Source organism: Azospirillum sp. B2RO_4 (assembly GCF_051124815.1).
Lineage (GTDB): Bacteria > Pseudomonadota > Alphaproteobacteria > Azospirillales > Azospirillaceae > Azospirillum.
Window position 1 is genome coordinate 105,761 of sequence record NZ_CP118491.1, and the last position, 24,142, is coordinate 129,902.

Here is a 24,142-nt window from a genome sequence, read left to right on the forward strand (position 1 = left end):
CCATCAAGCGCGGACAGGGTAGAGCGAGTCCGGCGCCTCGGCATTGATGCAGTAGCGCAGGATCAGGAGGGGTGAATGGTTGTCGTGGGACGCCGACGAACCGTTGGGCTGGATGGCAAGCGGCGACATGGTCGCCTGTGTCGGTGCCGGGGTGGCCGTCGTCGGGGTGTAAGCCAGCCAGGTGAAGTTCTGGCCACTGATGACCTGCAAGGGCGCGGCAGGCAGGGCGGCAGACGAGGGGGCCGTCACCCGGGTCGAGCCGGCCTGGGTCTGCAAGCCGTGATCATGGCTCGCCATCTGGCCCTGGGTCAGCGTAACCGTCGGTGTGCCGACGGGGTGGCCCGGAGCGTAGGTGAGACCTCCCGGCGGCGTGCCCTCGCCGATGGGAACGTACCCGCGCAGGTCCGGAACCTTGAAGACCGCTCCCGAGCCGCCATAGGTATACCCGATAATGGAATGCAGGATTTGATACTGGGCTACAGTGTATTGGTTTCCATCGCAGGCCAGCCATCCCAGAGGGATGAAGTTATAGGGGAAGGCGCGGATTTCACCGAAAAAAGCATCCATTTGACCGCCCTCCCCTTAATTCTGCGACGGATAAATGCCGACGAGGCATATCATGTAATTCAGCGGCTGGCTGGGCATCATGTTCGTGTGAGACTGGTTGCCGCCCGTCGGCTGAAGGGCGGCATCCGCCATCACGCGCATCGTGGTGCCGGAGGCGTAGTTGATGAATGCATTGTACTGGTCCGACGGGTCGGCCAGAATGGCTCCGGCCGGCGAGGTCGCGGTCGCCGCCGCGGTGGATGCGATCAGCCCATGGGTATGGGCCGGCAGCTGCGCCTCCGTCAGCGTCACGTCGGTAACGCCGCCGGTCTGGCCCAGGACATAGGCGCTGGTCGTGGGGGTGACGGTGCCGGTGCCGATGACCAGGCGGCCACGCAGATCCGGGATCCCGAACGTGGTTCTCCCGTCCCCGCCATAGGTCGTGCCCAGCAGAGAATAAAGTGCCTGATACGTGTTGATCTGGAGCAGCTGTCCCTGGCACAGCGCCCAGTCTGTAGGTGCATAGAGGCCCGCAAACAGGCGGATTTCACCGAGATAGGGGGAAGCCATTATTCTTTCTCCTTGCCTGTCGGGTCCCGACTAATTGCGCTGCGGGTAATAGCCCAGAACGGCCATGCAGTAGGTCAATGCCATGAAGGGCTGCCTGTTCTCGTGCGCTTCGCCGCCGCCCTTCGACGTGACTGCCGTCGGGTTCAGGGCAACGAGGGCGTTGGCCTGAGGCTGGCCATAGATCGGCGGCGCTGCCGGAACCGGCGGCGGCAGGGTGGACGGCGCCGCCGGAACAGCGAAGAAGCCATTCGTCGGGTTGGCGCTGGTTGCGTTCGAGGACGTGCCAACCAACTGGTGCGTGTGCGCCGGCATCTGTGCCAGGGTCAGCGTTACGGTTTCCGACCCCGCCTTGCCGCCGACCTGGGACGGGACGCCCTGGGCCGATCCTTCCGAACCGACGACGCAGCGGCCCCGCAGGTCCGGCACGCCGAACGTCGTCTTGCCGTCACCGCCGAAGGTGGTCCCCAGCAGGGAATAGAGGGCCACGTACTGTTGAATGTTCAGCAACTGGCCGTTGCAGGCGACCCAGTCGCCGGGGATGTTATTATAAGGAAAAATGCGGATTTCGCCAATATATTGCTCACCCAAAGGGATTCCTCCTCATCCGGTCTGGCCATCATCGGATGTACGAAGCGCACATCCCGCTACGCCAGATGTTGGAGCCTCGGAGTATTACACATGTTTTATGCCCGGCAAAGGAAAAGAACGTTACATAATTTCAACCAATTGCAGCATTCCGCATCTTTCCTGTCTGCCGGCCTGTATGGCGGCCTGTATGGCGGCCGGACCCCGGCGGCGGGTGTGGCCTTGTGCGGCATCGCCGGGCGACGGAATGGTTGCTATGAGAGGGGGGCGAGCGGCATTTTGCCCCAGCGGCGGCCTGTTTTCCGAAGCCTTGCGGTCATTGGCAGAGGTGCATGTGAATGAAGCGGATGTGGCGCAAAGCCGACCTTGCCATCGACGGTTCCGCCGATCTTCTGCGCGTGTCGCCGCGACGGCTGCCGAAGTCGATCGCGCCGGTAACCACCATAAAAAGCACGTCCCCGGTTTGGGGGTTGATTCAGCGCCTTGAAAAACCGCAGAGAGCAGAGGAACTCCAGGCTGCGTTCCCAGGCTTGGCCGTCGACAAGATCATCCCGGGATTGTCGCGGGCCGGCCTGATCATTCCGGCCGATCAGGATGAAGGTGCCTATTTTTTTGATTGGGCATTCCGGGTTTTCCTGCGTCGTTCGGAGAGTGTTGCAAACGACCTGATCGGTGTCGGGTCCGATTTGGCCGGCGCCACCGGTGACGACAGTTGGGACTCGGTGCTGGACAGTCTGGACGGATTGCTGCAGCAGATCGCCAGACTGGAACCGGTGGCAAAATCCTGCAAAAGCCGGATGATCGACCGTCAGGCCAAAGCTCTTGGAATTAGAGGGCAGGACCAGGAACTGCGGCTTCATCTTGGATGCGGTATCCAGCACCTGCCCGGATGGATCAACATTGATCTCCGGCCGTCCGATTTCCGTCTCAATCTCCGTTGGGAGTTGCCGTTTCCGGATCGCGGCGCCTCTCATGTATATGCGGCCTATGTTCTTGAGCATCTGTATTTGGAAGAGGCGCAATCTTTGCTGCGGGAAATACGGCGCGTGCTGATGCCCGGCGGCAAGCTCCGCCTTCTGGTTCCGGATATCGGGGCCTGCATCGAGGCCTACAGCACGGGGGATGAGGCGTTCTTCGCCGGCCGGGCCCAATACTGGCCCTGGGCTTCGGAATGCGCCACTCCGCTTGAACATTTTCTTACATATGCCGGCGGGTCGCTCAGGATATCCGACCTGACCGGTCACAAGTATGGCTATGACTTCCAAACCCTGTCCCACCATCTGGCGCATGCCGGCTTCGGCCGGATCACACGCAGCACCCTGAACGGAAGCGGGGATCCCGTCCTGAATGTGGATCGGGGCTCCGCGAGATGGGGGGTCGATGGCCGCCTGTATACTTTGTTCGTCGATGCCGAGGCCCTGTCCGGTCCATAGGGGGCAAGGACTGCGTCAGGACCGGCGGCCCCGGAATTTCCGATAACGAACGGAAGAAAGTGGAAAAGCATGGGCGATCAACCGGTGATCGAACGATTGCAGGCAGGGACGGCGGCGACGGCCGCTTCCTCCGCCGAATGGGCCGCCGAACGGGCCGCCGCGGCGAACCGTGCCGTTGCCGAAGCGCGTCACGGGAACCGTCATGACGCCGTAGAGGCCTATGGCCGCGCCCTGTCCGATCTGCGGGGGGAGGGGGTGCCCGCCTTCCTCCATCTGACGATGCTGGAACCTGCGGGGCCGGATGTGGTGCGCGCCTTCCGGGACACCGCGCTGCGGTTCGGGGCGGATGTCAGCCGGGCCTATGCCCTGCCTGGCACGCCGCCGGAGCAGGCACTGGCGGAATACAGGGCCCTGTTCGACGCCGGCATCGCGAATGCGCGGATGCTGACCCATTATGCCGGCCTGCTGAGCGTGGCCGGCCGGTCGCAGGAACTGCAGGCGCTGACCGACCTGGACCGGCTGCTGGCGGTCACCCGTCCGGACTTGCGGACGGCGGACGGAAGACCGCTGCACCGGGCCTTGAACGACTGGTTCATGGACAGGCTCGCCGCCGTCGAGCCGCTGAGCACGCGGCTGGCCGCCGTCGGAACCCGCAGGCTGCCGCTGGCCGACGGGGCGACGACGCCGGAGTTGCGGCTTCTGGAATCGGTGATCCGGCAGGCGGTGCAGGCCTATGCCGGCACATGCGCGGCCCTGGCACCCGGGCACCCGCTGCACCGGTGGGTTCCGGGACGCTTCGGGCTGGAGATGTATGCCCACCATTCCGACGGGACCGGCCATCACCAGCCCCATACCCATTCCCGCGGGTGGATCACCGGCGTCTATTACATCGCCTGCGACTTCGGCGCCGACAGCACGCCAACCGACGGTGCGCTGCATTTCTGCCCCGGTCTGGACGGGGATCCGGCATGCCCCGGCTGGCCAGACCGGGTGATGCCGGTGACCGCCGGCATGCTGGTCCTGTTCCCGTCCCACGTCACCCATTACACGAAGCCGCTGGGCCGACCGTCCCACCGGCTGGTGCTGGCCTTCGACGTGGTGGACGCCCGCAGCGGCGATGGAGACCGCGCCCATGACGCCCGCTGAAACGATGAGCCCGGCATTGCCCGCGGCGGCGCAGCTGGAATGGCGGGTGAACGACGTGGCCGGCCTGTTCCCGGCGGCGGCGCGTCTGCCGGTCTTCGCGGCGCGGGCGGCGCGTGACGAGGCGACACCCGGCGACCACATCGCCCACGCGCGCACCCTCTACGACCTCGGACGGGGGGAGGAGGCGCGGCTGGCGCTGATCCCGGCCCTGGCGGCCACCGACACGGTGCAGGCGCATCTGCTCGCCGGAATGATCGCCCGCCAGACCGGAAGACGGGACGAGGCGGCAACGCACTTCCAGGCCGTGCTGAAGCGGCAGCCGGATCATGTCGCGGCGCGGATAGGCAGCGCGCGATCCGCGGCGAGCCGTTCGGCCGCCCTGGACATCCTGCGCGAAGGCATGGCCCGCGGACCGGGCGATCCCGACCTGTGGATGGCATTCACCGACATCGCCATCGCCGGGGAGCGCGTGTCCGCGCTGCGCGACGCCCTGTCGGCATTCCCGCCCCCCGCGCGCTATGTGGCATGCGTCGACGACGCACGGGTGTATCTTGCGGAAGCGGAGGGCGACCGCCCGACCCTGGACCGCTATCTGCAAGATCCGGCCCTGGTCTGGCGCGGAACCCTGGCCGAGTCCGGCGACCCGCTGCTGCAGGCGGTCCTGGCCGAGGTCAGGGCGGCGCCGGACTACATCCCCGATCCCTATGACAAATCCACCCGCGGCGGCATGCAGGCCCCCTTCCTGCCCAACCGGGACCGGCCGGCCTGGAAGGCCCTGTTCCGGCGTCTCCAGCCGCTGGTCGAGGATCATCTTGCCCGCCTGCGGCAGGCCGGCCCGCCCTTTCCCGTTCCCGGCGGGGCGGTCGGCTTCCGAAGCTGGGCCGTCCGCCTGTCCGCCGGCGGCAGGCAGGCGGCGCACCTGCACGGGTCAAGCTGGGTTTCCGGCGTCTTCTATCTGTCGGTGAGCGGGCCGCCTTCGGATGGGGACGGAGAAGCCGGCGCCCTGCGAATGCCGCTTCTGCCGCGGGGACGGCTGGCTGACTGGCCGGTCCGCAGCATTCCCGCCGCCGTCGGCAAACTGGTCCTGTTCCCGTCCTACATGCGCCACGACACGGTTGCCGCCGCCGGTGCGGGAGAGCGTGTGTGCATCGCTTTTGACTTGGTATCGCTCCCTTGATCCTCTACATGGTTGAGAGCCGATCAGTGGGGGCGGAGAATAGTGGTGAAGCCGCGCATGCGGCATACGTTTTGGACTTGAACGTCAAGCTGGCTGATCAGATTCGGGAGAGAAGCAATGAATGAAGCGGTCGTTACCACGGAAGACAATGATTCTCCTTGCCCCCCGCCCCGCAAGGAATGGCATGCGCCGAGCGTGAAGGCGCTGAGCGTCGTCGACAGCACGGGGAACAACGGCGGCCCCGGGGACGAGGGGTTCGGCAGCGGCGGTTGACCGTCAGGTCGTCACGCCCTCTTCGCGCGCGCCCTTTGCCCTCGAAACGAAATCAAGGACCGAGACACCCATCAGAAAGCGCGTCCGCAAGGGTGTCTCGACCTCCCTCAGGTGTGCGCGTTCGAAATTCAGATCGGCCACCAGACAGCTTTCCATGAAGGGAACGTCGAGCTGGTCGGCGATTTCGGGAATCGCGAGGCCGTTCCTCACGATTTCATTGATGGCGGCGCGGCCCTTGTGAAGCCGGTACATCCAATCCGCCGACTGATAGCCCTTCAACGCCATCGTCGTCATGGCCTCCGCCGGAACCTGACCGGCGAAGGCCCGGCGGTAGATCCACCGCGCCTCGCCGTTTTTCAGGAACACGCTGCCGGGCAGGGACAGGATCAGTTCCACGAATCGCTGGTCGCGGCTGGCGTCGCGTTCGTCGGTGCCGTAGGCGCCCAGCATGAATTTCGAATGGGCCCCGATGTCCGCCTGGTTCAGCCCGACCTGGATTCTGGCCGCCCGGGTCGAATAGCCGAATCCGCTGAAATCCACCATATGCTCCGTCCGCCCCTCCGATTCCTCCCGCCGGATGGCGTCCAGCGCCTCGGGCCGGAGGGGGGAGAACACGGCGCGGCTGGTCGACTGCTTCCCGAAGGCGCGGCGGATGGCGTACTGCACCTCCATCGGGACGAAGGGGAACAGCGTGTTCATCAGGAAGCGCCGCAGCCGGCCCTCCCGCCCGCTCATGGCATTCAGCTCCCGCACCAGCTGCAGCCAGCGGCCCCGCCGGAACAGTTCGGGCAGAACCTCCCGCCCGTGATAGCTGACCGTCAGGTTGCCGAAGGCGCCGTTCAGCAGCACCCGCTCGCCACGCTGCCGCATTTGCCGGGCGATGTCCGTCCGCCAGACCCGGTTGCAGAGGTTCCGCACCGGCTGCTGCCAGTATTGGAAGATTTCCTCCTGGTCCTCCCCGATCGCGCGTCCGTCCTGCCCGACCAGGATATGGTCGATGTTCGGGTGACGGGATGCGGTGATGGCCGCGATCGGCCCCTCGTCGATGATCTGTCCGGGCAGCGCCCGCAGCGGAACGCCCGCCATCGGTACGGCGGTATAGGCCGTCAGCCGCTGCCCCCGCTCCGCCAGCATCGCCGCCGCGGTCGTCGCCACCGCCGAACTGTCGTACCCGGAGCTGAGATGGCAGCCGATGGGGCCGGTGCTGCGCAGCCGGTCACGCACGGCCCTGTCCCACGCCGCCCTGTACTGCTCGACGCACTCCGCGTCCGATGAGAACGACCGGGGACGGACGGCGAAGATGTCCCAGTATCGATGCGTCGTGACAGTCCCGGCGCTGCCGATCTCCAGTCTGGTCCCTGCCAGGACCCGCCGGACGCCGGCGTGCATGCTTCTGTCCCGATAGTCGGAGAAGAAACCGGCAAAGGCGCGCACGGCCGCCAGATCGGGGGCGAAGGGACACTCCGGCAGGGCATGCAGGCCCTGGTACATGGTGGCGAAGGCGATGATCCCGTCCTTCGCCACATAGAACAGCGGGCGCTCGCCCATGGCGTCCCGCACCAGATGCAGCCGCCGCTCCTCCCTGTCCCACAGGGCGAAGGCGAAGTTTCCGATCAGGTGGCCGGGCGTCCGCGTCCCCCAGCGCTCCCACGCGGACAGCAGCATGTCCGCATCGGCCATCGCCGCCGCCCGGCCGGCATCGATGGACAGGGCGGCGGCCAGTTCCGGCCGGTTGTCCAGACGCAGGTCGGCGACCAGCACGAAGCGCCCGCCGCCGCCGACCAGCGGCTGGCGATCGAAGGCATCCTCCGGCAGCAGATCGGTCAGCCGGGCCCCGAGAGCGATGAATCCGCCGTCCCAGGTGTCGGCCCGGTCCCGTCCGAAGGGGGTCAGCGCCTCCACCATCGGGGCGATCCGCCGTCCCGCATCGGGCTTCCCGTCCAGATGCCAAAGACCTGCGATCGCGCTCATCCGCCCGCACCTCCATTCTTCGGATCGGCGATGCCTTCCACCATGTCGGCGATCGTGCCGAGCTGCCGGGCGTCGTCGGGGCGGTGCAGGACCACCACCGGCACCCGCCGGGCCACCATCGCCATCCGGGCCAGACCCGCCTTCCCCGAATCCAGCCGCTTCGCCACGCCGGGCCAGATGACCATGTGATGCAGCAGGGGCAGGCTCTCCGGCCAGCCGACCGGCTCGATCCAGGGGGCCCGGCAGTCGGTGTCCGGCCGAAGCACGACGATGGCGGCAAGGGGCATCGCACGGCCGCGGAACTGTCCCGGCAGGGGCAGGTGGTACTTGTCGAGCCCGGCGCTGACCCGATGCTCCGCCGCGATGGGGACGCCCAGCATCGCCGCCGACGCCCCCCAGAGCTTGATCGTCGGATAGCCGGCGGCGACGGTCATGCCGTCCGGATCGATCACGGCCTGATCGTCGGTCACCAGGCCGTGCCCACGGCGCAGCAGAACCGCCGCCGTCGTCGACTTGCCGGCGAGGCTGTGCCCGGCGAGCGCCACCGCGGCGCCCCCGATCTCCACCACACAGGCATGAAGGGGCGCGCATCCGCGGTGATGGGACAGGACGGACAGGGCCGGACCGCACAGCCAGGTGTGAAGCTCCGCCGCCGACATGTCGGGACGGACGTCGACGACGATCTCCCGCCCGCCGGGGACCATGATCCATCCCTTGCCGCCGGTCTCGACCCATCCCGTTCCGTCCGGGCCGAGCCTGATCGCCCGCGCCATCGGGACGGCGTCCCCGGGCGGCGGCGGCACCGGAGCGACCCTGATCCGGATGTCGGCGGCTCCGTCCGCCAGAGGGCCGGTCACTGGGCCGGGCGCCAGAAAGGGCAGGGGGAGATCGGACGCCACCGCCCAGCCGTTCAGGCGGTAATGGTGGAAACCCGTGTCCGGCTCCTGGTCCAACGGTGCCCTCATCGCACCGTCCGCCGGCCGGCCGCGGCCAGATCGGCCAGGGGGGCGTAGGTCTCCACCTCCTCCCCTCCCATCAGGATGGTGCCGCCCAGGATCAGCCAGGCATGCGCCTCAAGCGCCCCGTCGGTCTTGCGGATGCCGAACCGGATGATCCCGCCGTCGATCCGCCGCCGGGCCAGCAGCAGCCGGGCAGCCACGGCGCGGACGAGGCAGGTGCTTTGCCAGGGCAGGCGCCCGGCGACGCGGTCGACGCGGCGGGCGACCGCCTGTGCCCGGGCCAGGACCGGGCCGGGAAGGGGAGCGCCGTTGCCCGTCGGGCCGGTGACGACCCCGAACAGGCGGCGCATGTGGCGCAGCGGGACAAGGAAGACCAGCGTCCAGGCCAGCGCCAGGGCCAGTGCCGCCTCGACCCGCAGCGTGGCGCCCTTCACTTATTCCACCGTGATCAGGTTCTTGGCAGCCAGATCCGTCATCAGCGCCAGGACATCCCGCTCGATCACCGGCAAGGGAGCGTCATACTCGCCTTCCAGGATGCCGCAGAGGGCCGCTACCTGCACCGGTTCGGCCAGAGACTGCCATATCCGGGCCCCGATGGGATCGAGGACGAAATATTGCCCGCTCTCCACATCCATGATCACCGCTTCCCCGTCGACCTCCGTCGACAGCAGATCGGAACGGGCGTGGATACGGGAGGATAAGGTCGGCATGGGGAGTAATCTCTGGCAAGTTGTTCAACCATACCTAATCGAGGTGCGTCCCTTTTGTCCATGCGATGTGAAGGGCCGGCACGGGGAAGACCGGGAAGGAAGACCGGGAGGGGGGCCAAGGCGGTCGCGTGTCCGATCGTCCTCATGCCCCCAGCATCATGCCCCCATCGTCATTCACCGCCTTGCGGGCCGGGCGGGGGATCGCCCGTGACGGCGGACCACAGCGCCGTTCCGACCGACGGGATGGAAAAGCGGTGCTCCACGAAATCGCGGGCGGTGCGGCCCATGGCGGCGCGCGCTTCGGCCGGCAGCGACCGGGCACGGTCCAGGACGGCGGCGGCGGCGGCCGGGTCGGGGTCGAAGACCAGACCGGTGCCGTCCGCCTCCACCCCGTCCCAGGCCATGCCGCGGGTGACCAGGACGGGGCGGGCCAGGGCCATCGCCTCCACCACCACATTGCCGAAATTCTCCCGCAGCCCGCCGGACCCCAGCCCGGACGGCAGGACGGCGAAGTCGCAGCGGGCAAGCATCGCCGCCACCCCGTCGGCCGGCAGATAGCCCAGGCATTCCACCGCTCCCCCGACCCCGGCGGCCAGGGCGGCGACCCGGGTGGCATAGTCGCCGTCGCCCGTTCCGGCTATCAGCAGCCGGTCGTCCGGCCCGCGGCTCGCCAGCCAGACCTCCAGGAAGGGCAGGATGCCCTTTTCCGGCGACAGGCGTCCGACATAGCCGATGACCAGCCCGCCGTCCGGCCGGCGCGGCGGCCGGGGCAGCCAGACCCTGCTGTCGACCGCATTGGGGACGATGGCGACGGGAACCGCCGGAAGCAGGGCGCGCACGCCCTCGGCCTCGATCGCGCTGGTGGCGTGGACGGCGCGGGCGCGGCGCAGGGTCGGCAGGGTGATCAGCCGGTAGAACAGCCATTTCAGCGGCTTGCGGGCGCGGATGTAGGCGACGTGACCCGCCATCAGGCTGCCATGGACCCCGACGGTGAAGGGCCGCCGCAGCAGCCGGCAGACGATCCCGGCAATACTGGTCGGCCAGGTGGCGACGCCGCTGACATAGACCAGATCCGCCCGGCGGCAGGCCGTCCAGATCGCCGGCAGCGCCCCCAGCCCGAACCCCCAGCGCGGCCATCTGCGCGCCCGGTACAGGACCGGCGACACCCGGTCGGGCAGCCCCAGCTCATCCGGGCGCAGCGGCGCGCCCTCCGATGCGTCGCTGGCGCACAGGATCACCTCGTGCCCCGCCTCGCCCCAGGCCTGGGCCACCCGCGCCGTGCATTCGGCGATGCCGCCATAGCCGCGCGCCGGGGCGATGTGGGTGACGACGATCGCGACCGTGGGAGACTGTCGGAAGGAGGAGGGCCGGGATGAGGGGGGGCGGGAAGTGCTGCCGGACATGCCGTTTTCCTCAGGACCGCGGGGGAAGGCCGAGGGCCTGGCGGATGCCGCGCAGGTCCGCCTCGAAATCCCAGCCGGACACGATCTCCAGGCTTCGCCGCCCCATCGACGCGGCGAGGTCCGGATCGGCGCAGAGCGCGCCCAGGGCCTTGGCCATCGCCCCGATGTCGCCGACCGGCACGACGAACCCGTTCTCGCCGTGGCGGACGAGATCGGGGCCGCTTCCGACCTGATCGCTGACGATGACGGCCTTGCCGAGATTCATGGCTTCGTTGACCACCAGCCCCCAGGGTTCGCAGGAGGACGGCAGCACGAACACGTCGCACATGGCATAGCAGGCGATCAGCTCCTTCTGTCCCTGGAAGCCCAGGAAATGGACGCTGTCCATCCCCTCCGCCATGGCGCGCAGTTCCGGCATCAGTTCCCCGTCGCCGGCGAAGACGAGGTGGGGCGGCGGCCGGCCGGCAGGGGCGGGGGCCAGCTGCCGGAAGGCGGCCAGGAGATGGTCGGCATGCTTGCGGCGCTGCAGCTTCGAGGCATAGAGGACGACCGCGGCGCCGTCCGGGATGCCGGTCGCGCGCCGCAGCCGCAGGCCCTCGTCCGGCGCGGCGTTGCGGAAGAAGGCGTTGTCCACGGCATAGGGGCAGGCGAACAGCTTTTCCTCGGCGACGCCCTGCTGCCGGTAATAGGCGGCGTTCAGGCTGCCGATCGTCAGCCAGCCGTCGGCCAGCCGGTCGATGGCGGCGAAGAAGACGCGCTTCAGCGCCCGGCGCACCGGCCCGCGGCGGCGGCTGATCGGCGTTGCCTCGTCCCGGAACAGGACGCGAATGCCGAGCCGGCGGGCGGTCAGGGCGGCCAGCCAATGGACCGGCCGGCTGTAGCCGTGGATCGCCAGGCAGTCGAACCGCCCCTCCTTCAGCCGCCGCGCCAGTCCGCGGCTGAAGGGCCGCAGAAGGTCGAGTTGCCCGGTGCCGCCCCAGGCTTCCAGGAAGTCCGACCGGTAGCCGTCCAGCAGGGGAACGTCCCAGGCGATCCGGCGCCCGAACCCGGGATCGGCGAACTCGCGCACCGTCAGGTCGCTGGCATAGAACACCGTCAGGTCGATGTCCGGATCGGTGGAGATCCGGCGGAACAGCGGCGCCGCGTACTGGACGGGGTGGGTGGTGAGGAAGGCAAGCCGGACCGGATCAGTCATATCGCCTCATGGTGGCTTGTACCTGCGGTGGGGGCGGGCGACACCATGCCCAACCGCAGGCGCCGATACAATTCCCCATCACATCCGAATCGCGAAGGCATCGCCTTCATGTCTCCTCCTGCCGGTTCCGGCACGTCAGGCGAGATGCGACAGGATGTCCCGCACCCGCCGGACGAAGGCGTCCCGACCGAAGCTCGGCGCCAGCAGGCCGGGAACGCAGGGGCGCGGCGTGGCCAGGGCGCGCTGCAGCGCGCCGGCCAGATCGTCGGGATCGCCGGGGTCGGCCAGCCCGCCGATGGCGCCGTCCAGCACCGCCTCGCGCGATCCGTCCACCCGCGAGGCGACCACCGGAACCCCGCAGCCCATCGCTTCGAGCAGCACGATGCCGAACCCCTCCTGCCGCCCGCACAGGGCGAAGGCGTCGGCGAGGCGGTAATGGTCGGCCTTCTCCTCCTCGGGCACGAAGCCGGTGAAGACCACGCGCTCCGCCAGGCCGAGCCGGCGGACCTCCGCCTCCAGATGCGGGCGGTCGGTGCCGTCGCCGCACAGGAGGTAGCGCAGTCCCGGTTCCCGTTCGGCCAGCCGCGGCAGCACCGCCAGAAGCTCGTAGAAGCCCTTGTCGCGGTCCATCGCGTCGAGCCGGGCCAGCCCCATCAGCACGCGGGCGCCGGCCACGCCGTAGCGCTCCTCCAGCGCCGCCGGGCGCGGCCCCGGCGTGAAGACGGACAGGTCGACCGTGTTGGGCAGCACCGTGCCGCGTCCGGCCGCGATGCCCGACCAGTCCCGGAAGCGGTCCAGCGTGTAGCGGCTGACCGCGATGGTCATGTCGACGGCGGAGAGGCCGGGAACCTTCACCGGCGTCCAGGCGTCGACCCCGTGGATGACCAGCGCCAGCCGGGCCGGCCGGCCGGCCCGGGCCAGCTTGCCGGCCATCCGGCGGGCCAGCATGGCGACCGGCATCAGGTTGATGTGGCCGCAGATCACGACGTCGAAGCCACCCGCCGCCTCGCGCAGAGCGGCGCCCGCGAACCCGAGCTTTCCCGCCGGTGCCGCGCGCTGCACCGTGCGGGGGGGAAGCGGTCCCGGCGGGTGCGGCGCGCGGCGCGGCAGGATGACCAGTTCCCGGACCTCGGGCGAAGCGGACAGGGCGGCCGCCAGATCACGGTTGAAGCGTGATATGCCGCCATGTCCGCCGAACGCATCACTGACGAGAAACAGCAGTCGCATGCGTCGGCAAGACTCCGGGCTTCTTCCATATGCGGCGGTCCCGTTCGACGCGAAGAGGCGTCACAGGCCGGCCGAAAGGCTTACACCATGTCGGCACGCATCGGTAGCGGCAATACCCGGGGCCACAAGCGGCCGTGCGCCGCGGCCGCTTGCGGGACGGCGGCCTGACGGGCGATGACCGCGAAGGATGCGAGGGCTGCTGCACAAACGGCACCGCTTGCGCTATAAACGGGAGCAACAATCCTCGGAACAGAGATGAGCCCTCCGATGCGTGCCCAGTCCCGCCCCACCCGTATCGCCGCCGTCGCGGTGCTCGCGCTGTCCACCATGCTGGCCGGCTGCCAGACCGGGTCGATGGGCAACAAGGAAGGGTTCGGCACCGTCGGCGGCGCCATCGCCGGCGGCCTGATCGGCTCGCGCTTCGGCGGCGGCTCGGGCAAGCTGGTGGCGGTGGGCATCGGCACGCTCTTGGGCGCCTTCGCCGGGCGGGAACTCGGCGCCTCGCTCGACCGTGCCGACCAGGCCTATGCCGACCGCGCCGCCCATCAGGCCTACAGCGCCCCCATCGGCCAGCGGATCACCTGGAACAACCCGCAGTCCGGCAACCAGGGCGTCATCGTGCCGGTCAAGGACGGCTATGACGGCTCCGGCGCCTATTGCCGCGAGTTCCAGCAGACCATCGTCGTCGGCGGCCGCACCGAACAGGCCTTCGGCACCGCCTGCCGCCAGCCCGACGGGGCGTGGAAGATCGTGGGGTGAGCCGCAACGTTGCAACTGGAATCCGAAAGAAAATGAAAGGATGATGGAAATCTCTATTCCCAGATGTGATCTTCCTCTACTTTGATGTGGTTGCGCATATTGTGTCTATGCGGATCTTCAGCTGGTTGGGTCAAGGTTTTCCGGGAGTGTGTTGATGATTCGAGACGTTATTGTTTCAATTGGTCGTGTTGGCACTCTGGCTGTTCTCCGCTTTTTACAATCCTCTCCGGAAATCACTCCAACGTCCTGGTTCGATCTTCCTACCGTTCGCCGGCACTGGGCTGCGTTGGACCATGCATCGCGCCGCTTCTTGATCATGGTGCATCATTCGTCAGAGGTCTCGATACTGAATTCCGCCTCTTCCCAGGTGAAGGTGACCTGGAACACCCGCTGTCCCTTTGCATCAGCGCGGAGTTCAGTGAACTGGCGGATTTTTCAGGACATTATCCTTCACGATGGCCAGCCGTCCAAGCATTGGACGGAGATGGTCAACGAGGACGATCTGTGCGGATTCTATCCAAATATCGTCGAAACCTTGCATGACCATGACCTATTGATCATTGACGTCAGCGAGCTTTCCGCGACCACACCGCTCGGGTATGAAAAAATTGCAAGGCATCATGGCATCTCCATGAGCCAGATGGAGGTGCCGTATGGCATACAGAGTGGTGATTTTGAAACTTTTCTTTTCAGCTATAGATTTGTTTTGAACGGCATCAGCTATATGATCATGCCGGCCAAGGGGATCACATGGCTTCGTAAAGATATGCATGTTGGATCCATCGATGGGAGCGAAGTCTTCCCGGAATATTATAAGCCTGGTCGAGTATTGTCAGTTTATGCGGAGATGGACCGCCCTGACAGTGAATGGAAGAAAGAGTTCTCTTGGGACAACTTCATGAAAAAGAAGCGGGAAATTTCTGAACCCGCATATGCATGCTTTGGAAGATACAAGAAAGTCTTTTCAGAATATGAGCTGAAGCAGGACAACCCTCAATTGGAGGGAATGGTAAATCATGCGTTTGGATATCGGATCGGTCACTTTGTCAATCAGGTGCCCGTGTTCCAAAAGCACTGGAACACGGGTAAGATCTCTGCGCATCCTTGATGGATGCTGGAGCATTTTTCAGGATTTCTTATGCCCTTTGATATGCCAGCCACAGTTATGAGGCTCATGCAGATTGAGAACGGTTATATCCTCGAATCCTTGCTGCTCGAACCAACCAACAGCTACATCTTTGGGAATGACCCAATTGTAAAACGTATTCAGCATGTCCAGAAGATTGATCGCATTTTCTGGCCTATTTGAAATCTCATAAGCAAAGGCAAGCTTCTGTTCATTGGTTCTTGCTTGCTGATGGAAGCGGCGTCGACTGTTTAGCACAAAATCGGAGGCATGATAGGTGGGCGCATACACCATGATGTAAAGATCTCCACCCGGCTTCACTGTCGCTGCCACGTTGCGGAATGCCAGATATGGGTCGTGCGTACACATCAGCACCCCCCAGCAGAGGGTGAAATCGGCATAGCCGTGAAGATCGGCGCGCTTCTCCAGAATGTCGAACAGATTCAACTCTTCGACATCATCATTGATTCGGCGAGTGGAGGCCAAGCCGTGGCGCGACACGTCCGTTGATTTGACGTGCGCACCCAAAGTCTTCAGGGTCTTTGTCCAGCGTCCAGCCCCGCAGCCGATATCCAGGCAACGCTTTCCTTGAAAGAAGTCGATCGGGAATTTTGGATCCAGATACAATTTTCCGCCGATATCGCGGTTTTGTTCGGCTTCGTCGATATTCTGCGAAGCAACGATATAATCTCTTACCCCGGTTAGTTCAAAGATCCGATCGTTAATAAAGTTATCGGAAATCTCTACGCCCGTATGATCGCGGAACCCAATCGCACGTTCAAGAAACAAACGCCACTGTTCGTCGAATTGGACATCGTAGGCGATCGGAACATAATGCCCACTATATTCATCTGACCAGACGACCCGATTGTCGTCGAAATGCGGGTTCCGAGGTGTGGCCATTTTTGGGCTTCCATAGAGATCGTCTCATAGCGACGGGGGCGTCGCCTGCAGCAAGTTTACGATGGGTGCCGACTAAGGTGCAAACCAAGTGTTGGTGCTGGTCGTGGTCCGCACCGCCTTGCGCTGCGCCGCTCCCGTCAGGTCCATCTGGTGCATCAGCCCACTTACAGCACGCCATGTTGATGCCTTCCCACTGCAAGTGCCACCAGACCTTCCACGCATTCCATGGAACTGAAAGCTTGCATCCCGGACCCGTCGAATAGCCCCGCTCAACTCTGCATCGCTTCGCAAGCGCACCGGCGCTCGCGCTCCCATCGCCAGGTTCCGGCCCACGGGTGACGGTAACAAGGTGAAGGTGCTCCGGTGGAATCGCGAAGGTCGGGGAGCATCAGGCCTCCTCGGCGTCGCCACCATGCCGCTCGACCGCGCGCTCGACTATATCGCCAATGGGCCGGGCTTCTGGCTCCATGACTGATCCAAAAATCACGAAATTGGCCAAAGTCCAGATGAGGGAAAGCAGGCCTCTTCAGTTAATTATTAAGCATTTTTTGTTATGTTGACGACGATAAGGACTGGAAAAGAGTTGAGGATTATCATGAATCATATAGCTATGATAGCAAGCGTGCGCTCCGGAACAACCATGTTGAGAATGATCATGAATTCTCACAAAGATGTATGTGGATGGCCGGAGATATTTCTTAGGTCAAACTCAGGGCTTAATTTCACTATTTTCGAACACATTGAAGAAGACACCACTATAGAATACATGAGAGATATCAAAAATCTTTCTGAAAAGTACAAAGTTTATAAAGAAAACATGGAAGAAATTTCGGCCAACTACAAGGATGGGTCGAAAGTTTCTGTTGTTGATATTAAATATGGGCAGATAATTCCACACGGGTCCTTCGATTGGAGCGGCGCAGAGTATGTGATTGATTCAATCATTTCATCCAACTGCAAAATACTTCATCTAAAGCGACGCAATGCAGTTGCTCTCGAAATGGCGAGCCGCTTGGCCGAACTTAACCCTTATACGAATTACAAAGAACCATATTCAGTACGGCAAATAACCCTTGAATCCAATAAGTTCTATGAAGCAGTTGAGATCGCTCATCGACAAACTGAAAAGATGTCAGAAATTATTTGCAGAAATTCAGAAAATCTTGAGATTGCTTACGAGGATATAATTGATGAGCAGGGACTGTTCTCAGAAAAGATGGTAAAAGATTTGGGGGATTTTTTTGGAATTAACGGCCATTTCGACAGAAATGTTCCAACAAAAAAAGCATCACCTTCCCCAAAGGAGGCTATTGTGAACTATCTCGATATATGCCAAAGATTCAAAGGAACGAAATTTGAACATATGATTTAAAAACAAAGCTTCATAACGGAATGAAATTATTTGCAGAGGCATCATTATCAAATGTTTTATAGATGCCTCTGCATTATTATTTCAATAATAATGCGTTGTTGGTCTTCTTAACAAGTCACCACAGTATTGTGACCCACCTGCCAAAGCTCGAAGCCGACGAAGCAGTGGTTGGTCAGGCAACGCCTGCCTGGGCGGAGCCAATCGAGCAAACACCCAACCAGCAGCAGAACGCCTTGGCAAGTCCCCCCTCCGCCGTGTGCCGTCTTGTGACGTAAGCATCCGCTGAGTGCCGCGGTCAGGCAGCTTTTTCCTGCTCGTGGATTGCCTTCCACTCCCAGGGCAGGTGAACCGGTTCAAACCTCCATGACATTGGTCTGCGGGACGCCGGCGGCCTTCAAGCTGTTCGTCACCAATCGCGCAATGGAAAAGCGGTTGAGAAGCCAAGCCCGAGCAGGGGATGCGGCTCTTGCCGCTTCAGCGGCATCAAGCAGAATGGCGGCGGCCGATCGTGCCAACAGGGCAGGATCGGCCGTGTCCTCTACACGAATGACAGAGGAGGTATAGAGACACTCCGCGGTTCCATGCGAAGCGGTACACACAATCGGCCGCTCCAGCAACTGTGCTTCCATCAGCACATTTGGATGCCCTTCGGCCCAGGCGGTGTGCAAGACCAAGTCGGCGGCTCCGAGAAAGTCGGTGGCATCAGACCGGGAGCCGACCATGTGAAAACGAGCGGCTCCCTTCAATTCCCGAATGGCGGCAGCCACATCGGCACGCCGTGGACCATCTCCGACGAGAATCACATGGGCTTGTGGAAATTCCTCCAGCAGGAGACTAGCCGTTTCTACGAACAGCAACGGTCTTTTTTCGTCGGAAAGACGAAAAACACCAACGATCAACGGAGCCTCTATCGGGATTCGCAACTGCTCGCGCAGCCGACTCCGCGCGGCCCGATCCATGGGAGGCAGCATTCCGTCAAGCAGGCCATTGGGGACCGTGGATACTCTATTTTCCGGCAAATCCAACCATTGGCAATAACTGTTGGCACCAGCGGCGCTGTTGGCGCTGAGATGCAACTCCGGAAAGCACAGCAAGGCTTCATAGCAAGGCTTCAGCCATGCCTGTGTAGACGCATAATGGTTTGGAAAATGGGTTGGGTTGAGATTGCGCCCGGAAATCAAGATATGCGGAACGCCGGCAAGAAGGGCAGCAATCCCGACTGCGACGTTGATGACATCAAGATAGCTTACAACCAAGAGAGGACGCTCTCTCATCAAGCTCCAATATGCAATTGCTACATAATGTATCAGTTCCAGCGGCAGAAGGCGCAGGACAGAACCGATCGGGGCAAGTTCGAGGGGAAGACCATCGAGCGTTTCTTCCGGTGACAGGAACTCCCGGGCCGACGGTAGAATCTGATGCAGGAAACCAGTCGCTCCCATCAGGTAGCTTTCCGCGCCCGGCAGGGGCGGGGAGAAGGTCTGGACGGCGCTGTCCCAACCGGATGCCGCCAAGCCACGGGCAAGATAGGTTAGTTGCCGTTCAGCCCCGCCGGGCTGAAGCCGGCCGATGAACAGCCGAGCCCGCTTCGGTGTGGCCGCCCCCTTGAACCGGCTGACCTTGCGGGCAGACCGGATCGCATCCGCCAACCCCTGTGCCGACACAAGTGCCAGCCGGTCGGTCCTTTCGACCGCTTTGCGCAGCCGGTCGTCGTCCCGCACCAAAGCGTGTCTGGAATGCTCCAAAACCGAGGAAAGAAGAGGAAGATGGTCGGGAGCATGAAACGGAGCTATGGCCCGGAAAGGACCATATTGGGCGATCCGGCTTAGAATCTGCTCAACGGCTTCCGGTGAATAGATGGGATAGACCATAATGATCGTATCCTGCGTGTCCATTTCCGCCAAAGCATCAGGGCATAAGGTGGGCAGTCCGCAGAATCTCCGTCCCCATTTTCCGGGATCGGCGTCGATCATGATTTCAGGAACCAGAGGACTGGTCAGGAAATAGTAGGGAAATGGCGCGATACACCCCCATCCCACCAGCTTTGCCCGCCCCAACAGAAGCTCGGCGTAAACGGCCTCGAGGTCCTTGCCACTGAGAAGGCCGTTCATACTGGTTTCCCATCATGAAGGCGCAGCCAGTGCTCCAGAATGGCCAGAGACCAGAGCTGATAGAAAGATACCCTTTCGCTGTTCTTTTCCCAGTAACTCCGCAGCCTTTCGGGTGGAATCCAGGCGGACAGGCGACAATCATCTTTTAGCAGCAGTGATTCGATATGAGGCCGCAGTCCCCGCTCTCCCCAACCCGCAACCGGCAAACCGAAGCCCTTCTTGGGGCGCATCAACCATTCCCGCGGCAAATACCGGGCTCCAAGATGACGAAGGACAAGCTTCCCGACCCGTCCTTCTGCCAAGCTTTGCATCGGCAGGGATTGGGCGAACCGCCCAACCTCTGGCGACAGGAAAGGGGTGCGAACCTCCAACCCGTGGCGCATGCTCATACGGTCGACCTTGGCCAGCACGGCGCCAGGCATGTAATTGTTTGCGTCCTGTTCGCGAAGCACGGACAGGAGCGGCCGCTTGTCAACGTCGATCTGGTGCCTCAGCTCCCACACATAGGGCGACACAGGATCGGGATCCTCTCCCAACAGGGCACGCAGGTCGCGATCGGGGAAAATCAGCAGCCGTCCAGCATAATAGTCTTGCCCGATATGCCAGCTTCCTGCCGCGATCCGCTCCCTGTTCTGCTCGGACGCATCGATACAGTCGAAGTAACGCTGATATCCGCCGAACATCTCGTCGCCGCCATCCCCCGACAGCGCGACGGTGACATGGGTGCGGGCGAATTGTGAAAGAAGGAATGTCGGCAGACAGGAACTGTCGGCATTTGGTTCATCGAGATTGGCGGCGATTCGGGCAACCTCTTCCGGAGCGGGCAAAGGCAACAACCTCTCATGATGCTCGCTGCCAAGATACTCGGCGATGGCACGGGCCTCCTGATGCTCGCTGTCGGCCGCATCGACGAAACCCATGGAAAAGGTCTTGATTGAACGCCCGAGCCGGCGCGTGATCAGAGCCGCGACTGTGGAGGAGTCAACGCCCCCCGACAGGAAAGCGCCAAGCGGCACATCACTGATAAGGCGGCGCTTCAAGCTGCGGAGCAGCAGCTCTTCCAACTCGTCAGCGCGGTCATCAAGCGACCGGTCGTCCTGTACCCGGTCTCCGGCAACGAACGCATAATACCGGCTCAGCACGGATTGCCCATCAGCCGATACCGTCATGCTATGAGCCGGGGGCAATTTGCGGCACCCCTTGTAAAAGGTGCCTGGAGCCGGAACATACTGGAACTGTAGGAATTGAGCGATGGCCTGGCGAGATATAAGGGGCTTGAAGTCCGGCAAATGTTCAAAAGCATGCAGCTCGGAGCAAAAAGCAAAATAACCATTTAAAAATGTGTAATATAGAGGCTTCTCGCCAAAGAAATCACGAGAAAGAATTATCTCTTTTTTTATTGAGCTGTAGAGAGCGAATGCAAACATTCCATCAATTTTTTTTACGAAATCCAGGCCATGTCGAACCAGACCTGTAAGGAGAACCTCGGTGTCAGACTGCCCGGAAAACACGTCTCCCCGTTCGGACAGTTCGTCACGAAGCTCTTGATAATTATAGATCTCACCGTTGAATGTGAGCGCATACGAAGAATCGCCGGCGATCATCGGTTGATGACCCGCCGCAGACAGATCGATGATGCTGAGCCGCCGGTGTCCCAGAACACAGCGTCCGTCCGGACTGGTCCATAAGCCCGAATCATCGGGTCCCCGGTGCTGGATCGCACCAAGCATCTTCTGGACGATGTTCTGGCTGCGTTCAGGAGCGTGGCGACCTGAGAGGTCCAGAAGCCCAGCAATCCCACACATTCGACAACGCTCCCCTTATACAACGCGAAACAGGCGATATATCGGGATGGCGCCGAGAAGCCGGGCGCGGCTGTCCAATCGGTCGCCGTGCCTGTCCTGCTCCATGCCCGATACACAAGATGCCGCCTGCCCGGACAACGGACTTACGGCCGGCCTCAAATCTTCGAATCCTCGACCAAGGTCCTATGTCCGACGACACTGTTTCTTCCAACTCCGACTCTCAAAAGATTAGCCGCCCCTGAAAGGCTTCTCAAGCGTCTGCCTCGACCGGTTAGGGGCGCCGCCTCAACAATCTGCGTAGCCAGCAGCGCCGACGCATGCGGACGAAACAGGTGTCATCACCCGATCTCTCATGCTTGGATGGCGGTCGGCAACCAAACCTCCAGCAAACAAGTCCGGCCATTCCGAATGAATCTGTCCAGCCTTCTTGAGCGCGATCCCCTGCTGGTCTCGTTCGATGTTTTCGATACGCTGTTGCTGCGCCGGATAGAGCAGCCGGCGGACTTGTTCGAACGGGTGGGTGAACGGGCTGCTGCGAGCGGACTGGTCGACTCCCATCTGCCTCCCCATCTCTTCCGCCTAGCCCGACAAGAAGCCGAGCGCCGCGCGCGGAGCAAGGTTCGCGGCGGAGAGGTGGAATTGAACGCCATTCATGCCGAACTCAATTCGGATGATCCGGCATCCCTGGCCGCATTGGAATTGATGGTGGAGGCCGAGCAGATCTTCGCCAATCCACTGCTGAAACCGGTGCTGGCTGGCCTTAAGACGGCCGGCGTACCGGTGGTCCTCTTGTCCGATATGTACTTGCCGGCGGACGACTTGGTACGGCTGCTGGCCGGAGCCGGGATTCCCGACACCCTGTTCCAGCGTCTCTACGTCTCCGGGACCGTGGGCTGTTCCAAGACGGAGGGGGGCCTGTTCCGGCGGCTGCTGGCCGATCATCCGGTTATCCCTCCCGCCCGCATCCTGCACGTGGGAGACGATCCGGTTGGGGATGTGGCGATGGCACGGGCAGCCGGACTGCAGGCGATACATTATGTTCCAAGCCCTGGCTTGGCACGGCTGCGCGAACGCGAACGCAGCATGACCGGCTTGGCTACGGCAGAAGCGGGCCTGCCCGTTCGTCGGCTGGCGGCGCTTGCCGGAAGGGAGGACAGTCCGGAAGAGGCATTCGCCCTGGAGTTCGGCAGCCTGGTTCTCGGGCCGGCGGTGGCGGAATATTGCCGCTGGGTCGTCGAACAATGCAGGATTCAGGGAATTCAGCGCATCGCTCCGCTGATGCGCGAAGCCACCCTGTTCGTTCCGCTAATGCGCAGCTGGATCGCCCATCGCGGCTACGCCATTACGGTGGAGCCTTTGTATGTATCCCGTCAGGCATTGATGCCGTTGGAACTGGCGCAGCTGGATGCCGCTGTCGCCCGCCGCGTTTTAGGAGAGCGCCCCCACTTGTCCTGGGACCGGCTGTTGACCAGCGCGGGCGGAAAAGTTCCGGCGGAATTGCAGCCCCTGGCCGGGCTAACGCTGGAACAGCTCCTGGCCCAGACGACCGAAACCGGCAGCTCGGCAGATATGGCGCTCTCCCTGTTCGATGATCCGGAGTTGCGAAACCGTGCCGCCCGTTTGGCTACCGAGACCCGGACGCTGTTGCTGGACCACATGACCGATGTGCTGGGAAAAGAGGAACCGGTCGCACTGGTGGATTTGGGAGCTCGGGCCAGCACCCCTAGAGCCCTGGTCCATCTGCTGCCGGAAGGGCGACGTCGGTGCCGGGTTTTTCTGGCTTATGCCGTTGCCGATGTCGCTGCGGTCCTCGCGGACGGCATCCGTCTGCAGGTTTTCAGCGGATCGGGTCGCACAGGGATGGCTCTCGGCCGGGTTCTATACCGCAGCCCGCAAATCCTGGAACGGGTCCTGACCGGGCTGGAGGGCACCACCCTTGGCCACCAATGGAACAAGGACGGCAGAGCGATGCCGATTCTGGCCGATCCCCCGGCTAAAGGCGAGGAAGCGCGTCGCCTGTCCCTCCTGCGACAAGGGATCCGCCGGTATGCCGAACTGATGGCCGCTGTCTATTCCGCCCAGGGACCGGCAGTGACGGTCGAAGGTGAGGCGGCTCTGCTGCCCCTGACTGCTGCGCTGCTGCGGCCAACCACTTTTGAAGCCAGTTTCCTGGGCAACTTCGCCTATGACCAGAATGATGGCACCGAGGGAGAGCGTGTTATCTGCGATGCGACCGCACTGGCTGCGGTTCGGCCGCTGATACAGATGGCAGAGGGGCCGGTCATGTCTCTGGCGATGGGGCTGCGTCCGGCCTTGGCCCCATGGCCATCAGGAGCCTTGACCCTTGTGGAACCTGGAATTCTTCAGCGCCGAGCCGATTTCCTTGGGCTGGAAGGAGGGCATGGTCCGGTTTGCCGCGCCTTGGTAGAGCGGTTGCAGGGAATGGGGATCCGCGATTTCGCCATTCTGGCGGTGGGGGGGGACGGCGGCATGGGGCCCGACTTTATCCGGTGCGTCCGCGAGGCAGGGCTGGAGCCGGTGGCCTATGCCGATCTGATGGACCACCTCGTACCGATTCCCCTGTTCCATGGCGTTCCGGTGCGGCGTCTGTCTGAGATGCCCGCCCTGTCCTTGCCTCTGGTGTTGGCGACCCTGGGCTATGCCGAACGCCTTGCCGCACTGATGCGTCATCATGCGGCAGCCGATGGGCGTCCCCTGCCGTGCCTGATCGCTTTGGGGCGGATCGGCGACGACGGGGTCCGGTGAGCGGCATTCCAATCATTTTGGAGCCGCAGGAAGGACGCACGACATGCAATCCGCACACGAACGATCACAAGCTGGCATATCGGCTGGCCTGTTGGTCGGCTGGAT

Annotated in this window: 20 protein-coding genes; 7 read left to right on the forward strand and 13 right to left on the reverse strand. The window is 63.2% G+C overall.

Going from position 1 to position 24,142, the window contains the following annotated elements; all coding sequences use genetic code 11:
- Positions 1-3: 3 nt before the first annotated feature.
- From PWS46_RS28835 to PWS46_RS28845, 3 genes are read right to left on the reverse strand one after another with little or no spacing between them, the layout of a single operon-like run.
- Positions 4-567 (reverse strand): phage tail protein, encoded by a 564-nt coding sequence (locus tag PWS46_RS28835; protein ID WP_434625580.1) that lies wholly within the window; start codon positions 565-567, stop codon positions 4-6.
- A 15-nt stretch (positions 568-582) separates the two neighbouring features.
- Entirely contained in the window at positions 583-1,116 is a 534-nt protein-coding gene (locus tag PWS46_RS28840) for a phage tail protein (protein WP_434625582.1), read from the reverse strand.
- A 30-nt stretch (positions 1,117-1,146) separates the two neighbouring features.
- Entirely contained in the window at positions 1,147-1,704 is a 558-nt protein-coding gene (locus PWS46_RS28845) for a phage tail protein (protein ID WP_434625584.1), read from the reverse strand.
- 335 nt (positions 1,705-2,039) lie between these two features.
- On the opposite strand from PWS46_RS28845, the gene PWS46_RS28850 reads away from it, so the two are divergent.
- The 3 genes from PWS46_RS28850 to PWS46_RS28860 all read left to right on the forward strand — a co-directional run bounded on the left by PWS46_RS28850 (position 2,040) and on the right by PWS46_RS28860 (position 5,457).
- Positions 2,040-3,134, forward strand: coding sequence for a class I SAM-dependent methyltransferase (locus tag PWS46_RS28850; protein ID WP_434625585.1), 1,095 nt, complete (start codon positions 2,040-2,042; stop codon positions 3,132-3,134).
- A gap of 69 nt (positions 3,135-3,203) precedes the next feature.
- Positions 3,204-4,280, forward strand: a complete 1,077-nt coding sequence (locus tag PWS46_RS28855; RefSeq protein ID WP_434625587.1) for a putative 2OG-Fe(II) oxygenase — start codon at positions 3,204-3,206, stop codon at positions 4,278-4,280.
- Entirely contained in the window at positions 4,267-5,457 is a 1,191-nt protein-coding gene (locus tag PWS46_RS28860) for a putative 2OG-Fe(II) oxygenase (RefSeq protein WP_434625589.1), read from the forward strand. The genes PWS46_RS28855 and PWS46_RS28860 overlap by 14 nt, the downstream gene beginning before the upstream one ends.
- A gap of 276 nt (positions 5,458-5,733) precedes the next feature.
- Here the strand turns inward: PWS46_RS28860 and PWS46_RS28865 are convergent, their stop codons facing one another.
- From PWS46_RS28865 to PWS46_RS28895, 7 genes are all read right to left on the reverse strand, one after another.
- Complete coding sequence (locus tag PWS46_RS28865; RefSeq protein ID WP_434625591.1) at positions 5,734-7,701, reverse strand: asparagine synthase-related protein; 1,968 nt, start codon at positions 7,699-7,701, stop codon at positions 5,734-5,736.
- Positions 7,698-8,666: a hypothetical protein gene (locus tag PWS46_RS28870; protein ID WP_434625593.1), complete on the reverse strand. Its 969-nt coding sequence runs from the start codon at positions 8,664-8,666 to the stop codon at positions 7,698-7,700. The genes PWS46_RS28865 and PWS46_RS28870 overlap by 4 nt, the downstream gene beginning before the upstream one ends.
- On the reverse strand, positions 8,663-9,094 hold the full coding sequence (locus tag PWS46_RS28875; protein ID WP_434625595.1) for a lasso peptide biosynthesis B2 protein: 432 nt from the start codon (positions 9,092-9,094) through the stop codon (positions 8,663-8,665). Before PWS46_RS28875 ends, PWS46_RS28870 begins: the two co-directional genes overlap by 4 nt.
- On the reverse strand, positions 9,095-9,370 hold the full coding sequence (locus PWS46_RS28880; RefSeq protein ID WP_434625597.1) for a PqqD family protein: 276 nt from the start codon (positions 9,368-9,370) through the stop codon (positions 9,095-9,097).
- A gap of 170 nt (positions 9,371-9,540) precedes the next feature.
- Positions 9,541-10,773, reverse strand: a complete 1,233-nt coding sequence (locus PWS46_RS28885; RefSeq protein WP_434625598.1) for a glycosyltransferase — start codon at positions 10,771-10,773, stop codon at positions 9,541-9,543.
- 10 nt (positions 10,774-10,783) lie between these two features.
- On the reverse strand, positions 10,784-11,968 hold the full coding sequence (locus tag PWS46_RS28890) for a glycosyltransferase family 4 protein (protein ID WP_434625600.1): 1,185 nt from the start codon (positions 11,966-11,968) through the stop codon (positions 10,784-10,786).
- A gap of 135 nt (positions 11,969-12,103) precedes the next feature.
- Positions 12,104-13,195 carry a glycosyltransferase family 4 protein gene (locus PWS46_RS28895; RefSeq protein ID WP_434625602.1) on the reverse strand — a complete coding sequence of 364 codons (1,092 nt, stop codon included), beginning with the start codon at positions 13,193-13,195 and terminating at the stop codon, positions 12,104-12,106.
- Between the two features lie 267 nt (positions 13,196-13,462).
- Here PWS46_RS28895 and PWS46_RS28900 point away from each other — a divergent pair, with 267 nt between their 5' ends.
- Both PWS46_RS28900 and PWS46_RS28905 read left to right on the forward strand, forming a co-directional pair.
- Entirely contained in the window at positions 13,463-13,954 is a 492-nt protein-coding gene (locus tag PWS46_RS28900; protein WP_434625604.1) for an RT0821/Lpp0805 family surface protein, read from the forward strand.
- Between the two features lie 154 nt (positions 13,955-14,108).
- Positions 14,109-15,062, forward strand: a complete 954-nt coding sequence (locus PWS46_RS28905; RefSeq protein WP_434625606.1) for a hypothetical protein — start codon at positions 14,109-14,111, stop codon at positions 15,060-15,062.
- An 18-nt stretch (positions 15,063-15,080) separates the two neighbouring features.
- Here PWS46_RS28905 and PWS46_RS28910 read toward each other — a convergent pair whose 3' ends face one another.
- On the reverse strand, positions 15,081-15,983 hold the full coding sequence (locus PWS46_RS28910) for a class I SAM-dependent methyltransferase (RefSeq protein WP_434625608.1): 903 nt from the start codon (positions 15,981-15,983) through the stop codon (positions 15,081-15,083).
- 595 nt (positions 15,984-16,578) lie between these two features.
- Here PWS46_RS28910 and PWS46_RS28915 point away from each other — a divergent pair.
- Positions 16,579-17,355: a hypothetical protein gene (locus PWS46_RS28915; protein WP_434625609.1), complete on the forward strand. Its 777-nt coding sequence runs from the start codon at positions 16,579-16,581 to the stop codon at positions 17,353-17,355.
- Between the two features lie 353 nt (positions 17,356-17,708).
- Here PWS46_RS28915 and PWS46_RS28920 read toward each other — a convergent pair whose 3' ends face one another.
- Both PWS46_RS28920 and asnB read right to left on the reverse strand, forming a co-directional pair.
- Complete coding sequence (locus PWS46_RS28920) at positions 17,709-19,466, reverse strand: glycosyltransferase (protein ID WP_434625611.1); 1,758 nt, start codon at positions 19,464-19,466, stop codon at positions 17,709-17,711.
- A complete protein-coding gene (gene asnB, locus PWS46_RS28925; protein WP_434625612.1) occupies positions 19,463-21,271 on the reverse strand; it encodes an asparagine synthase (glutamine-hydrolyzing) in 1,809 nt (602 codons plus the stop codon). Before asnB ends, PWS46_RS28920 begins: the two co-directional genes overlap by 4 nt.
- A gap of 408 nt (positions 21,272-21,679) precedes the next feature.
- On the opposite strand from asnB, the gene PWS46_RS28930 reads away from it, so the two are divergent.
- Positions 21,680-24,037 (forward strand): HAD family hydrolase, encoded by a 2,358-nt coding sequence (locus PWS46_RS28930; RefSeq protein WP_434625614.1) that lies wholly within the window; start codon positions 21,680-21,682, stop codon positions 24,035-24,037.
- The last annotated feature ends 105 nt before the right edge of the window (positions 24,038-24,142 follow it).

Coding starts and splice junctions, on each gene's coding strand:
- PWS46_RS28835 (WP_434625580.1), bottom strand. CDS start 567: ATGGATGCTTTTTTCGGTGAAATCCGCGCCTTCCCCTATAACTTCATC.
- PWS46_RS28840 (WP_434625582.1), bottom strand. CDS start 1,116: ATGGCTTCCCCCTATCTCGGTGAAATCCGCCTGTTTGCGGGCCTCTAT.
- PWS46_RS28850 (WP_434625585.1), top strand. CDS start 2,040: ATGAAGCGGATGTGGCGCAAAGCCGACCTTGCCATCGACGGTTCCGCC.
- PWS46_RS28855 (WP_434625587.1), top strand. CDS start 3,204: ATGGGCGATCAACCGGTGATCGAACGATTGCAGGCAGGGACGGCGGCG.
- PWS46_RS28860 (WP_434625589.1), top strand. CDS start 4,267: ATGACGCCCGCTGAAACGATGAGCCCGGCATTGCCCGCGGCGGCGCAG.
- PWS46_RS28865 (WP_434625591.1), bottom strand. CDS start 7,701: ATGAGCGCGATCGCAGGTCTTTGGCATCTGGACGGGAAGCCCGATGCG.
- PWS46_RS28870 (WP_434625593.1), bottom strand. CDS start 8,666: ATGAGGGCACCGTTGGACCAGGAGCCGGACACGGGTTTCCACCATTAC.
- PWS46_RS28880 (WP_434625597.1), bottom strand. CDS start 9,370: ATGCCGACCTTATCCTCCCGTATCCACGCCCGTTCCGATCTGCTGTCG.
- PWS46_RS28885 (WP_434625598.1), bottom strand. CDS start 10,773: ATGTCCGGCAGCACTTCCCGCCCCCCCTCATCCCGGCCCTCCTCCTTC.
- PWS46_RS28890 (WP_434625600.1), bottom strand. CDS start 11,968: ATGACTGATCCGGTCCGGCTTGCCTTCCTCACCACCCACCCCGTCCAG.
- PWS46_RS28895 (WP_434625602.1), bottom strand. CDS start 13,195: ATGCGACTGCTGTTTCTCGTCAGTGATGCGTTCGGCGGACATGGCGGC.
- PWS46_RS28900 (WP_434625604.1), top strand. CDS start 13,463: ATGCGTGCCCAGTCCCGCCCCACCCGTATCGCCGCCGTCGCGGTGCTC.
- PWS46_RS28905 (WP_434625606.1), top strand. CDS start 14,109: ATGATTCGAGACGTTATTGTTTCAATTGGTCGTGTTGGCACTCTGGCT.
- PWS46_RS28910 (WP_434625608.1), bottom strand. CDS start 15,983: ATGGCCACACCTCGGAACCCGCATTTCGACGACAATCGGGTCGTCTGG.
- PWS46_RS28915 (WP_434625609.1), top strand. CDS start 16,579: ATGAATCATATAGCTATGATAGCAAGCGTGCGCTCCGGAACAACCATG.
- PWS46_RS28920 (WP_434625611.1), bottom strand. CDS start 19,466: ATGAACGGCCTTCTCAGTGGCAAGGACCTCGAGGCCGTTTACGCCGAG.
- asnB (WP_434625612.1), bottom strand. CDS start 21,271: ATGTGTGGGATTGCTGGGCTTCTGGACCTCTCAGGTCGCCACGCTCCT.
- PWS46_RS28930 (WP_434625614.1), top strand. CDS start 21,680: ATGAATCTGTCCAGCCTTCTTGAGCGCGATCCCCTGCTGGTCTCGTTC.